This is a genomic window from Agarivorans gilvus (assembly GCF_001420915.1).
Classification (GTDB): domain Bacteria; phylum Pseudomonadota; class Gammaproteobacteria; order Enterobacterales; family Celerinatantimonadaceae; genus Agarivorans; species Agarivorans gilvus.
In genome coordinates, this window is sequence record NZ_CP013021.1 from 4,403,338 (window position 1) to 4,416,600 (window position 13,263).

The window sequence follows — 13,263 nt, forward strand, 5'->3', positions numbered from 1 at the left end:
ACGAACTAAGTTAAGGGGAGAAGATAAAACATTTCTCCATGTGTTATCATGCGGGCATATGCCAAGTAGTCTTTGTTGATACTATTTTGAATCGGCGCTTCAGTGGTACTGTAGCGTGTTTTTCCCAGGTAAGTGCTTTTAAGTTAATGACAAATCAAGATAAATTACACATAGCCATCGTTGCTGGAGAGGTTTCCGGTGATATTTTAGGTGCTGGGTTGATATCGGCCCTTAAGCAACGTTATCCCAATGCTCACTTTTCTGGAATAGCAGGGCCTTTGATGCAGCAACAAGGCTGTGAAGCTCTCTATGATATGGAAGAGTTATCGGTGATGGGCTTGGTTGAAGTGTTGGGACGTTTACCGCGTATCCTTAAAATTCGTCGCCATTTAATTAAGCATTATTTGCAGTCTCCACCTGATATTTATATTGGTATCGATGCTCCAGATTTTAATTTGGGAGTAGAGCAAAAACTGCACCAGCAAGCGATTAAGACAGTGCATTATGTTAGTCCTTCGGTGTGGGCTTGGAAGCAAAAAAGAGTATTTAAGATTAAGCAAGGCTGTAACAAAATTTTGGTATTTCTGCCTTTTGAAAAAGCCTTTTATCAGCGCTTCGATGTACCTTGTGAATTTGTCGGTCATACGTTGGCGGATCAAATTCCTTTAGTTAATCCACAAAAGCCAGCTCTTGAGCAACTAGGCCTTGACCCTAATAACAAAGTCTTGGCAATGTTACCGGGCAGTAGAAATGCGGAAGTGGGTTTGTTAACGCCGGTATTTTTGGCGGCGGCTAAGCAATTAACTCAGCGCTATCCGGGCTTACAAATTGTGGTGCCTTTGGTTAATCAGCGACGACGCGAGCAATTTGAAGCCTTGTTGGCCGAGCACGCTCCAGAGCTAAATTTAACATTGGTAGACGGTCAGGCGCGCACGGTGATGACCGCGGCCGATGTTGTGTTATTAGCGTCTGGTACGGCGACGTTAGAGGCTATGTTGGTAAAACGACCTATGGTAGTCGCTTACCGCTTTAAACCTCTGACCTACCGCATCGCCAAGCTGATTGTTAAAGCCAAATTTGCGGCGCTGCCTAACCTGCTAGCCGATAAGATGTTGGTGCAGGAGTATGTTCAAGAGCAGTGCACTAGCGACAACATCGTTCAAGAAGTTGCGCGTTTATTCGATACTGACAATAGTGAGCTACTGGCTAGGTTTAATCAGTTACATCAGCAAATTCGCTGCGATGCAGATCAAAAAGCCGCCCAAGCTATTGTCGATGTTATTAACAGCTAGCTTAGTCATTTATTTTAGGAATCCTTATGTCAGTGTTTATTTATCCTAGTGGCTATCAGTGTTTTGCTGGTGTTGATGAAGTGGGGCGTGGCCCCTTAGTGGGCGATGTGGTGACCGCAGCGGTTATTCTTGACCCTGCACAGCCGATTATCGGTTTAAATGATTCTAAAAAACTTTCAGAGAAAAAGCGTCTGTTACTCGCCGATGAAATCAAGCTCAAAGCCAAAGCTTGGGCGATTGGCCGAGCCTCCCCAGCTGAAATTGACCAATTGAATATTTTGCATGCCACCATGTTGGCCATGTCGCGCGCCGTTGCGGCGTTAGCTATTACGCCCGATTTTGTTTTAGTTGATGGTAACCGCGAGCCCCAATTGTTAGTCCCTTGCCTAGCCGTGGTGAAAGGTGATGGTTTAGTGGCTGAAATCAGCGCTGCTTCAATTATTGCTAAAGTGGCTCGGGACCAAGAAATGCTTGAGCTGGATGCGCGCCACCCTGAATATCAATTTGCTAAGCACAAAGGTTATCCCACTGCTTTACACCTAGAATTGCTGCAAAAGCATGGTGCTATTGCTGAACATCGTCGTAGTTTTAAACCAGTGCAACGGGTATTGGGGGAGCTTTGAGTTTGTCGCCAACTAGTCAATCGCCAGCCTTTATTCATTTAAGAGTCCATTCCGACTTTTCTATGGTCGATGGCCTGAAAAAGGTCAAGCCCATCGTGGCTAAAGCTGCCGAGCTAAATATGCCGGCAATAGCTCTGACCGACCAAACTAACATGTGTGGTTTGGTTAAATTTTATGGTGAAGCACATAGTCAGGGGATCAAACCCATAGTGGGTTGTGACTTCTATGTGCAATCGGAAGAATTTGCCGACGAGTTATTTCGTTTAACTTTGCTGGCCAAAGATAATCAAGGCTATCAGAATATCACCATGTTGATTTCTCGGGCTTATTTGCGTGGTCATGTTCAGGCGCGCCCCGTTATCGACAAGCAATGGTTGGTGGAGCACGCCGAAGGGGTAATTATTTTATCTGGCGCTCGTCAGGGCGACGTGGGTAAGGCCTTACTCAAGGGGAATCCAGTACTGCTTGAGCGCTGTGTGAGCTTTTATCAACAACATTTTTCTAATAATTACTTCCTTGAATTGATTCGCACCGGACGTCCAGATGAAGAGAACTATCTTCATCAAGCGGTGGCCTTGGCGGCGGAACAAGATTTGCCAGTGGTTGCCACCAATGAAGTGGTGTTTCTTGAAGAAGACCAGTTCCAACCACATGAGGTGCGGGTTGCCATTCATGATGGTTATGCGATTGACGACAGCCGCCGCCCTAAAAAGTACAGTCCGCAGCAGTACCTACGTAGCGAACAAGAAATGCTTGAGCTGTTCGCGGACATACCGGAAGCCTTACAAAATTCCGTAGAAATTGCCAAACGTTGTAACGTTACGGTGCGGTTGGGTGAGTATTTTCTTCCAGATTTCCCCACCGGCGGTATGCCTATTGAAGAGTATTTTTGTAAGGTATCGCGCGATGGCTTAGAAGAACGCTTGGAGTTTTTATTTCCCGATCTTGAAGAACGGGCGAAGCGACGTCCGGAATACGATGAACGTCTACAAACCGAGTTAGATGTGATTAACCAAATGGGCTTCCCTGGTTACTTTCTTATCGTGATGGAGTTCATTCAGTGGAGTAAAGACAATAATATTCCGGTTGGCCCTGGGCGTGGTTCTGGTGCCGGCTCTTTAGTTGCCTATGCGCAGAAAATTACCGATCTTGATCCCTTACAATTCGACCTGCTATTCGAACGCTTTTTGAACCCTGAGCGGGTATCGATGCCCGATTTTGACGTCGACTTCTGTATGGACCGACGCGATGAGGTGATTGACCATGTGGCCGAGCTTTATGGTCGTGATGCGGTATCGCAAATCATCACCTTTGGTACCATGGCGGCAAAAGCGGTGGTACGCGACGTGGGCCGAGTACTGGGTCATCCCTTTGGCTTTGTAGACCGTATCTCTAAGCTCATTCCACCGGATCCTGGCATGACTCTCGAGAAGGCCTTCCTAGCAGAGCCGCGCTTACCTGAGCTTTATAACGCCGATCAGGACGTTAAAGAACTGATTGATATGGCTCGGATCCTAGAAGGGGTTACTCGTAATGCGGGTAAACATGCCGGTGGGGTGGTTATTTCCCCCACAACGATTACCGACTTTGCTCCCTTATACTGTGATGCAGAAGGTAAAAACCCAGTCACTCAGTTTGATAAAAACGATGTTGAGTATGCTGGTTTAGTTAAGTTTGACTTTTTAGGCTTACGAACGCTGACCATTATTCAGTGGGCCCTGGACATGCTTAATCCGGTACTTGCCCAACGTGGTGAGCAACCGATTGATATTGCTGCTATTTCTACCACCGATCCTAAGTCATTTAGGCTGCTGCAAGATTGCCAAACTACCGCAGTATTCCAGTTAGAATCGCGTGGTATGAAAGACTTGATTAAGCGCCTAAAGCCAGACTGTTTTGAAGACATGATCGCGTTGGTGGCGCTGTTCCGCCCCGGTCCGCTGCAATCAGGCATGGTGGATAACTTTATTGAGCGAAAACACGGTCGTGAAGCCATATCTTATCCCGACGAAACTTGGCAACACGAAAGTTTACAGCCGATATTGGAACCCACCTACGGCATCATTCTTTACCAAGAACAGGTGATGCAAATTGCTCAAGTATTGGCCGGTTATACGCTCGGCGGCGCCGATATGTTACGTCGTGCTATGGGTAAGAAAAAACCCGAAGAAATGGCCAAACAACGGGCAGTGTTTAAAGAAGGTGCGATAAATAACGGCGTCGACGGTGAGTTGGCAATGAAGATCTTTGACTTAGTGGAAAAGTTCGCCGGTTACGGCTTTAACAAATCTCACTCTGCTGCTTATGCCTTGGTGTCTTACCAAACACTATGGATGAAGGCGCATTATCCCGCTTATTTCATGGCGGCGGTAATGTCTGCAGATATGGATAATACCGATAAAATCGTTACCTTGGTGGATGAGTGTAACAACATGGGCTTAAAGCTGGTACCGCCCGATGTGAATACTGGCCTATTTAAGTTTTCGGTAAACCAAGACGAAGAGATTGTTTACGGTATTGGGGCAATTAAAGGTGTAGGTGAAGGCCCTATTGAAGCCATTTTAGCGGCGCGTAAAGACGGTCCATTTATTGATTTATTTGATTTCTGTTGCCGTCTTGATTTGAAAAAAATTAATCGCCGAGTGATTGAGAAATTGATTATGGCCGGGGCCATGGACAAATTAGGGCCGCATAGAGCAGCGATGATGGCGACCTTGCCCTCGGCAATGCAAGCCGCTGCTCAGCAAGCGCAAGCCTCGGCGCGTGGCCAGGAAGATTTGTTTGGTGTTTTAACGGTAGCGGATGATGCTCGGCCTGACTTTGTTGACGAGCCACAGTGGAGCGAAAAAGTTTGGCTGGAGGGTGAAAAAGAAACCCTTGGTTTATATTTGACTGGCCACCCCGTTAACCGCTATTTAAAAGAGTTTAAAAACTATACCAGCGGACGTTTAGTGGATATTCGGCCTACTGGGCGGGGTAAAACATCAACGGTAGCAGGTTTAGTGCTTTCTACACGGGTAATGATGACCAAACGCGGCTCAAAGATGGGCATCATTCAACTAGATGACCGTAGTGCCCGTTTAGATGTGATGTTTTTTACCGATGCCTTTGAAACCTATCAAGAATTGTTAGAAAAAGATCGTATGTTAGTGATTCAAGGAGAGGTCAGCGTTGATGATTTCTCCGGAGGCATTAAAATGACTGCCCGTGAGGTGATGGATTTATCGATGGCGCGTGAGCGTTGGATGAAAAAACTACGCTTAACGATGTGCTCAGAGCGGCTGGATGAGCTGTTTTGGCAACGTTTTTACGAGGTTTTGGAACCTTATAGAGCAGGAACCTGTCCTATAGCAATAAGTTATCAAGGCGATAATGCTAGCGGCATGTTAAGCTTAGGTACCGATTGGCGTATTACGCCGAGTGAAGAGTTAATTGAGGCGTTGACCCAATTGTTGGGGCAACAGCAAGTCACCCTAGAATTTAATTAAGAAAAAGATTATATGAATCCCAATTTTCTAGAGTTTGAGCAGCCCATTGCTGAGCTGCAAGCACAAATTGAAGAGTTACGCATCGTCAATGAAGAGTCTGGTGTTGATGTTGATTTACAAGAAGAAATTTCTCGTCTGCAACAAAAACAACAGGATCTCACCCAAAAAATATTTTCAGACTTAGGTGCTTGGCAAGTTGCCCAGTTGGCCCGCCATCCGAATCGTCCTTATATGCTTGATTACATCAAACATATTTTTACCGATTTTGATGAGCTCGCTGGTGACAGAGCTTACGCCAATGATGAAGCCATTGTAGGTGGCATGGCGCGGATCGATGGCCGTCCTGTGATGGTGATTGGCCAACAAAAAGGCCGTGAAACCAAAGAAAAAATCCGTCGTAATTTTGGTATGCCAAAACCCGAAGGTTACCGCAAAGCCTTGCGCTTAATGGAGCTGGCCGAGCGCTTTAATATGCCCATCATTACTTTTATCGATACTCCTGGCGCTTATCCCGGCGTTGGAGCAGAAGAACGTGGTCAAAGCGAGGCTATTGCCAAGAACCTGTTGGTAATGGCTGGGTTAAAAGTGCCTACTATTTGTACCGTAATTGGTGAAGGCGGTTCTGGTGGTGCTTTAGCCATCGGCGTCGGTGACCGAGTCAATATGTTGCAATACAGTACTTATTCGGTGATCTCTCCAGAGGGCTGTGCTTCAATCCTGTGGAAAAGCGCCGATAAAGCGCCTGTTGCAGCCGATGCCATGGGTATCACCTCTGAGCGTTTAAAAGAGCTCGATCTCATTAGTGACATTGTGCCTGAACCACTTGGTGGTGCTCACCGCGATGTGGCTGCGATGGCGCTAAACTTAAAAACTAAGTTGCTAAGCGACTTAGACGCGCTAAGCGCCTTAGATATTGATACTTTACTTGAGCAACGTTACCAGCGTCTGATGTCGTACGGTTACTGCTAAATCCGACTAAGCGGATCAACAAAGGCATTGGTAAATCCAATGCCTTTATTGTAACGAGGTTAATATTTGTCTTTATTATCTCGCTTCTCTCAAGCTATGGAGCTGCTACCCTCTGCTACTACTCGCTTAGTTATAGCTTATAGCGGCGGTTTAGACTCTCGTGTGTTACTGCAATTAAGCAAAGAGTACGTAGTAAAACATCCTCGATTCACTCTTCAGGCTATCCATGTGCATCATGGCTTACAAGAATCTGCCGATGCTTGGCTTGAGCATTGCCAGCAACAAGCTGAGTTATTAGCTATTCCCTTTGTTGCAGAAAAGCTTGAGATAGCGCTTAAGTCGCGCCAGAGTTTGGAAGCGGTAGCCAGAGAGCAGCGTTACGCAGCCTTGGCCAAGTATATCGGTGCTGGCAGTTGTTTGCTTACCGGCCATCACGCAGATGATCAGTTCGAAACTTTTATGTTGGCATTAAAGCGTGGTAGTGGTTTGCAGGGCTTGGCCGCGATGCCGCAAAGTCGTGTTTTCTCTCAGGGCATACTGTTACGGCCATTGCTGCAATCAACCCGAGCAGAACTTGAAGCTTTTGCCAAGCAAGTTAAGCTGTCTTGGATAGATGATCCTAGCAATTTATCTTTGGATTTTGACCGCAATTTTTTGCGACATCAAATTCTCCCTGAATTAACTCAGCGCTGGCCGCAGTGGTTAACTACTAGTCAACGTAGCGTGCAGTTATTGCAAGAGGCCGTAAGCTTACATGATGAATTAGCAGAACTTGACTATCGCCAAGTTGCTCGCCAGCAAGGGCTAAGTTTAAGAGAGTTACAGGGCTTATCTCTGGTGCGTCAAAAAAACCTAATCCGCTATTGGTTTGCCCAACAAGCTTGGGCCTATCCAAGCCATGCTCAGCTTCAGCAAATATTGCAGCAAAGCCAAGCAAAGTCCGATGCAAAAGTCGCAATGGCTTTTCCTGAGGGGGAATTGCGCCGTTATAAAGAGGTACTTTATTTGGTGGATAGGCGAGCATTACAATGCTCTTGCCAAGAAGTGGTCTGGCTTTGGCAAACTCAAAACTGTTTGCACTTAGCTAATGGTAGTCGTCTTAGCTGGCAGAAGGGAGGGAATTTACTACCACCCAGCCCCACTCAGCAGGTAAGGGTGAAGTTTCGCGATCAACTAGAACAAAAAGACTTTGCAGCTTTTGGTCGGCTAGGGCGGCGTAGTATTAAGAAGCTATTGCAAGAGAGCGAATTGGAACCCTGGCACAGAGCGCGGATCCCCTTTGTATTTTACGATGATACATTAGTCGCCATTGGCGACTACTATGTGCAACGCGAGTTTCACTGTGCTGAACAGCAGGGGCTTAGCCTAGTTTGGTCGCCAATTGGTTAGCGTAGGGTTGTTATCTTGAAGCCAAGTCTAGTGGCGATTGGCACTTGTGCAGTGCAGCGCGAGCTTTACCGCGCTGCAGGGTTTAAGCTTGTTTGCTTGCCTGTTTGTTAGCGTACATATTCTGGTCGGCTAATTGAATTAAATGCTCACTGTTACAGCCGGGCTTCCATTGACTAAAACCAATGCTGGCTGAGATATCATATTGTGCCAACAGGGGCGATTTGCTTAAACGTTGTTGTAGGCGCTGAATCACCTTCTGTGCCGAAAGTTCGGAAGCAGGGCGTAGTAGCATAGCAAATTCATCTCCACCTACACGAAAGGCTTGATCGCCGCTTCTAATTACCGTTTTAAGAATATTGGCAAAACCTATCAGCACTTGGTCACCCACCGGATGACCGAGTTTGTCATTTATTTGCTTAAATTTATTCAGATCTAGCAACATTAAAATTAAGCCACCTTGTTGTTGATTCTGGCGCATTTGCTGCTCGATGGAAGTATGTAAGGACTCATCGAAGTGAGCGCGGTTACCAATTCCGGTTAAATAATCATTCCGAACCCGCTCTTGCAGGCGAGCTAGTTGTAGCGCGTGTTTTAGCGGCGACTGTAATAGCTTACTGAGTTGTCGTAGCTGATGAATTTCATGGCGACGAAAAGGCGTATCGCGAGTAAATGTTAGACTCGCTAAGCTCATGTTTTGGTGGTTTAAACTAAAGCTTCGATAGTAACGCTGGCCTTCATATAAACAAATTTCTCTTTGTAGCTCATTACTCACTAGGCGTAGTGCGGAAAATTCGACATAGCTACTTGCCGTAGCGGCAAAATTTTGCAGTAATTCGTCCAATTGTAGACTGTCTTGTAAAGCCTCCAAAATGCTTAGCCTTTGGCTCGGATTAAGTTCTAGCTCACTACGGAAATGCTTTATTTTTCCATGAGTTATCACGTTATCTTGGGCTAATTGTAATGAATCCATATAGACTTTACTCGCTATTTCAAACTTGTACTTAGCGTCAAATAAGCTTGACACTGCAAGATAAAGCAAATGTCGTGCCGATTATTTTTGTATAAAAGTCAATATTTTGTCAATTTGCTCCAAGGTGTCGCGATATCCCTCTCTTATCAAATAGTTGGTGTAGTCTCGCTCAAACATAAGAAAGCTGGTAATGGCTGAGGGTTTGTCTTTCTTAATGCCTAAGGTGGTCAGCATTAAGCGAACACTTAAGGGTAGTTGTTGGTAATGGTCGTGAGCGACTTGCTCAAAATCGATTTGCGGTTTGATGCTTAGGGAGGAGATAGGGCGAAGCTCTAATTGCTGCCGTTGTTTTGGGCTGAGTAACTCGATGGTTTTGTTGATGCGTTGGAGCCGTTCTAAATCTGAATTAAGAGTATCGGAAAATACCGAATCTAGTAGGTGACCAGCGATGGCGGCACTATTGGGGGAGGGCAGTCCATGCTGTTGTGTAGTCGACGAGGCTGCTCTAGATGAATGGCTAAAATTTTATCGGCACCGAGGTGAATTGCGGGGCTCAAAGGGCATAGTTGGTGAATCGAACCGTCACCATAATAATCCTGACCAACCCGAGCTGCGGGAAATATTAACGGAATTGCGGTAGAGGCCAGTAGATGGGTGGTATGAATTTGAGTTTTTTGTCCTTGCCGTCGTGCCCGTTGCCAGTTTTGCTGTTGTTGTTTGGCTTGAAAAAAAGACAGGGATTGGCCATTTTGGTAGTTGGAGGCAGTAACTGATAAGGCATGTAGGCTTCCTCGCGCGATGTTTTGATCGATCCTTTTATAACTTAGGTAGCGATTTAACAATTGCTGTAGTGGCTCGTTATTCAGTAAGGAAAATCCTTGTTGCTGGCTATAATCGGCGTGCATGCTTTTAAACAGCATGCTGCTAAGTTGTTTGGCTATGGCTAAGCCATCGGTACGAAATACTTGGTGGCAATGAAAGTTGCGCCAGATGTAATCGAGTTTTTTTACCCCTAACCTAAAGCAAGAGGCGTAAACCGCTAGGGCTGTGGCATTAATGGCGCCAGCAGAGGTGCCACAGATGATAGAAAAGGGGCTAGCGTGGTTACGTGGGTATTGTTCGGCTATCGCCTTTAACGAGCCCACTTGATAAGCCGCACGAGCCCCGCCTCCGGTGAGAACCAGAGCGACTTTGGGTTGCTGATGGGGTTTGCGGGGCTGTTTCATAATATTATGTTAGCACAGCAAAATTTAGACTTTCTTAGCTCGCTCACACATCTATAAAACAAAAAAAGCTGGCCTAAGCCAGCTTTGGGGTAATGGTTAATAGATTTAGAATTGTTCGAAGACTTTGTCGATTTCCACTTCGACTTTTTCGCCGCTACGACGATTTTTGTATTCGATAACCCCTTTATCTAAGCTACGGTCACCAATTACGATCACGTGAGGAATACCAATAAGTTCGATGTCGGCAAACATCACTCCTGGACGCTCTTTCCTATCATCAAACAATACGTCAATACCACGTTGCTTGGCTTCTTCATAAAGTTTGTTGGCCACTTCTTGTACACGGTGAGATTTGTGCATGTTCATCGGAACAATAGCCAGTTTGAACGGGGCAATAGCATCTGGCCAAATAATCCCGTATTTGTCGTTGTTTTGCTCGATGGCCGCCGCAACGATACGAGATACACCTACACCATAACAGCCCATGGTTAAGGTTTGGTTTTTGCCTTGCTCGTTAAGTACCGAGGCGTTCATTGATTCAGCGTAGCTTTCGCCTAGCTGGAAAATATGACCCACTTCGATACCGCGTTTGATTGCTAGGGTGCCTGAGCCACAAGGGCTAGGATCGCCTTCAACTACGTTACGTAAGTCGGCTACTTCGCCTAAGGCCACATCGCGTTCCCAGTTAATGCCAAACCAGTGTTTGTCGTCGATGTTGGCACCTGCGCCAAAATCACTACAATGTGCGGCGGCGCGATCAACAATCACTGGCATGGGTAGATTGACCGGACCTAATGAACCTGGGCCTGCACCCACGGCATCACGGATTTCTTGTTCGCTGGCAAACTCGAGAGGGCTAGCTACTTGCGGTAGTTTTTCCGCTTTAATTTCGTTAAGTTCGTGGTCGCCACGTAAAATTAGGGCAATTAATGCATGTTCCGACTCTTCGCTGGCTTTAACAATCAAGGTCTTAACGGTTTGTTCAATCTTCAGTTCAAATTGCTCAACCAGCTCAGCAATGGTTTTTGCATTAGGCGTATCTACTTGCTGCATTTCTTGAGTGGGGGCCGCGCGCTCACCCGCTGGAGCCAGGGCTTCGGCTTTTTCAATATTGGCGGCGTAGTCACTGGCATCAGAGAATACGATGGCATCTTCACCAGACTCAGCTAATACGTGGAATTCATGAGAGTGGCTACCACCGATGCTGCCGGTATCGGCCAGAACTGGGCGATATTCCAAACCTAGGCGTTCAAATATACGGCAGTAGGCGGCGTACATTTCATCGTAGGTTTCTTGTAAACACTCTTGAGATAAGTGGAAGGAATAGGCGTCTTTCATTAAGAACTCACGTGAGCGCATAACCCCAAAGCGTGGGCGTACTTCGTCACGGAATTTAGTTTGGATTTGATAAAGGTTTAGAGGCAATTGCTTATAGCTATTGACTTCTTTACGTACTAGTTCGGTAACCACTTCTTCGTGAGTGGGGCCGAGTACGAAATCACGCGAGTGGCGGTCTTTAAAGCGCAGCAGCTCTGGGCCGAATTTATCCCAACGGCCAGTTTCATGCCATAAGTCGCTAGGTTGAACCACTGGCATGCTAATTTCAATAGAACCAGAGTTATTCATCTCTTCACGAACAATCTGTTCAACTTTAGATAGCACTCTGAGTCCGTTGGGTAGCCAAGTATATAAACCTGAAGCAAGTTTTCTGATCATTCCCGCGCGCAGCATCAACTGATGAGAGACGATCTCTGCATCGCTGGGGGTTTCTTTCTGAGTTGCCAGAAGATATTTGCTAGAACGCATATCTATCCTTTCTATTAGCGATTAAATTGCGGCGATTGTAGCAGGCTAGATAAACTCTGTCAGGCCTTGTCGCGCCTGTCGCCGATGATTTTTGCGGGGTTCCCTGCAACGATGGCCCATTTGGGTACATCTTTGGTCACTATCGAGCCCATTCCTACTACCGCATGGTCAGCAATTTTCACCCCATCTACCACACATACATTAGCGCCTAGCCATACGTCTTGACCAATTTCTATGCCTTTAGACTGGCTATTTTGTCGCCAAATGTCTTGCTCTGGTGCCATGCCATGATTGAAGGCGTAAATTTTCACCCCATTGGCTAGGCGACTATTATTGCCGATAGTAACGCCGTTTCTCCCTCCATCAATTGAGCAACTATGATTGATGGCAACATTTTCTCCGATGTGCAACGGCCCATGTAAAAAGCATTGCGCGGCAACAAAGGAACCAGCGCCAATGCTAATTAAGCGCCCGGGCTCGGCAAAAATATTAGCCTCAGGTGCGATAAAGCAATTCTCAGCAATCTCCACCGTTTCTAAAGCTTGCAGGCGTTGCTGAAAGGCGTCTTGCCAAGGCTGTGCCCAGCTAAGTTGTTTGGGCTTTAGCTTGTAGTAAAGCCAAGGCATCCAAGCTAGCCGTTGCTTATGCTGCTGTTGATAGTCTTCAGGGCTGAGTTGCATGGCTTATCGCGACTATTTCAATAAAGGGAATGTGCTGTGGGTCAAGCTTAATTCGCCAGCGAATATTAAATTGATACAGTGCAACGCCGTATTCTTTGTCGTCCTGTTGCAGTTGTTTATAGGCAGGTCGAGGATCTTGGGCCAATACCTGCTTAATGACACTGTATTGCTGTTCACTTAGCTTAAGTTTTGAAGCTTGTTGATGAGCTGGCTCGGTCCAAACTACCGTTAGTTGAGTTTGAGGAGCGCTTTTGGCATAACCGGCATGGGCATGACTTACACTATCTGCGTAGGGCAAATAAGGTTTAATATCAAAAACAGGCGTGCCATTAACCAAGTCACCGCCTTTAAAGTGTAAAATCGGCTGGCTAGGATTGCGTTCAACTCGGCTCAGTTCCATTAATGATAAACCCAGATGGTTAGGCCGAAAACTTGAGCGTGAAGCCAATACCCCCACCTTTTTATTACCACCTAGCCGTGGCGGTCTTACCTTGGGCTTCCATCCGGCCTTGATGTTTTGATGAAAGGCAAAGATTAACCAGAAATGGCTGAATTGCTCAACTTCGTCAAGCATTTCTACTTGATTAAATGGCGCTACAAACTCCACACTACTGGTGGTCGCGCTAACCAGACTAGGCTGTCTGGGCACCGAGAACTTTTGTTGATAGGGCGAGCGAATATAACCTATGGGTTCTAAAGTATGCTGCATTACTGTTCTATCTGATAGGCCTTGCCAAAGCAGCTCAACATGGCGATGCAGCCTTGTGGCTCCGCAATGTCATAGCATTGTTGAATGACTACAGCGTTGGCACCTAGTTCT

Annotated in this window: 9 protein-coding genes and 1 pseudogene; 5 read left to right on the plus strand and 5 right to left on the minus strand. The window is 46.3% G+C overall.

Annotated elements, in window-relative coordinates:
- Positions 1–146: 146 nt before the first annotated feature.
- From lpxB to tilS, 5 genes are all read left to right on the plus strand, one after another.
- Positions 147–1,292 carry a lipid-A-disaccharide synthase gene (gene lpxB / locus AR383_RS21075; protein ID WP_055735114.1) on the plus strand — a complete coding sequence of 382 codons (1,146 nt, stop codon included), beginning with the start codon at positions 147–149 and terminating at the stop codon, positions 1,290–1,292.
- Between the two features lie 26 nt (positions 1,293–1,318).
- On the plus strand, positions 1,319–1,915 hold the full coding sequence (gene rnhB / locus AR383_RS21080; RefSeq protein ID WP_055734918.1) for a ribonuclease HII: 597 nt from the start codon (positions 1,319–1,321) through the stop codon (positions 1,913–1,915).
- Positions 1,916–1,977: 62 nt separating this feature from the next.
- Positions 1,978–5,403, plus strand: coding sequence for a DNA polymerase III subunit alpha (gene dnaE / locus AR383_RS21085; RefSeq protein ID WP_055734919.1), 3,426 nt, complete (start codon positions 1,978–1,980; stop codon positions 5,401–5,403).
- Positions 5,404–5,415: 12 nt separating this feature from the next.
- The gene (accA, locus tag AR383_RS21090) at positions 5,416–6,372 is read left to right on the plus strand and encodes an acetyl-CoA carboxylase carboxyl transferase subunit alpha (RefSeq protein WP_055734920.1); all 957 of its coding nucleotides are present in this window, start codon (positions 5,416–5,418) and stop codon (positions 6,370–6,372) included.
- Between the two features lie 66 nt (positions 6,373–6,438).
- Positions 6,439–7,761 (plus strand): tRNA lysidine(34) synthetase TilS, encoded by a 1,323-nt coding sequence (tilS, locus tag AR383_RS21095; protein ID WP_055734921.1) that lies wholly within the window; start codon positions 6,439–6,441, stop codon positions 7,759–7,761.
- Positions 7,762–7,843: 82 nt separating this feature from the next.
- Here the strand turns inward: tilS and AR383_RS21100 are convergent, their stop codons facing one another.
- The 5 genes and pseudogenes from AR383_RS21100 to tsaA form a co-directional block, all read right to left on the minus strand.
- Complete coding sequence (locus AR383_RS21100; protein ID WP_157051812.1) at positions 7,844–8,731, minus strand: GGDEF domain-containing protein; 888 nt, start codon at positions 8,729–8,731, stop codon at positions 7,844–7,846.
- 81 nt (positions 8,732–8,812) lie between these two features.
- A pseudogene (locus AR383_RS21105) lies at positions 8,813–9,957 on the minus strand (patatin-like phospholipase family protein).
- Between the two features lie 105 nt (positions 9,958–10,062).
- Positions 10,063–11,763: a proline--tRNA ligase gene (locus tag AR383_RS21110; protein WP_055734923.1), complete on the minus strand. Its 1,701-nt coding sequence runs from the start codon at positions 11,761–11,763 to the stop codon at positions 10,063–10,065.
- Positions 11,764–11,822: 59 nt separating this feature from the next.
- On the minus strand, positions 11,823–12,443 hold the full coding sequence (locus AR383_RS21115) for an acyltransferase (protein ID WP_055734924.1): 621 nt from the start codon (positions 12,441–12,443) through the stop codon (positions 11,823–11,825).
- The gene (gene tsaA, locus AR383_RS21120) at positions 12,427–13,152 is read right to left on the minus strand and encodes a tRNA (N6-threonylcarbamoyladenosine(37)-N6)-methyltransferase TrmO (protein ID WP_055734925.1); all 726 of its coding nucleotides are present in this window, start codon (positions 13,150–13,152) and stop codon (positions 12,427–12,429) included. The genes AR383_RS21115 and tsaA overlap by 17 nt, the downstream gene beginning before the upstream one ends.
- Positions 13,153–13,263 lie beyond the last annotated feature (111 nt).

Coding starts and splice junctions, on each gene's coding strand:
- tsaA (WP_055734925.1), bottom strand. CDS start 13,152: ATGCAGCATACTTTAGAACCCATAGGTTATATTCGCTCGCCCTATCAA.
- AR383_RS21110 (WP_055734923.1), bottom strand. CDS start 11,763: ATGCGTTCTAGCAAATATCTTCTGGCAACTCAGAAAGAAACCCCCAGC.
- rnhB (WP_055734918.1), top strand. CDS start 1,319: ATGTCAGTGTTTATTTATCCTAGTGGCTATCAGTGTTTTGCTGGTGTT.
- lpxB (WP_055735114.1), top strand. CDS start 147: ATGACAAATCAAGATAAATTACACATAGCCATCGTTGCTGGAGAGGTT.
- dnaE (WP_055734919.1), top strand. CDS start 1,978: ATGGTCGATGGCCTGAAAAAGGTCAAGCCCATCGTGGCTAAAGCTGCC.
- AR383_RS21115 (WP_055734924.1), bottom strand. CDS start 12,443: ATGCAACTCAGCCCTGAAGACTATCAACAGCAGCATAAGCAACGGCTA.
- AR383_RS21100 (WP_157051812.1), bottom strand. CDS start 8,731: ATGGATTCATTACAATTAGCCCAAGATAACGTGATAACTCATGGAAAA.
- accA (WP_055734920.1), top strand. CDS start 5,416: ATGAATCCCAATTTTCTAGAGTTTGAGCAGCCCATTGCTGAGCTGCAA.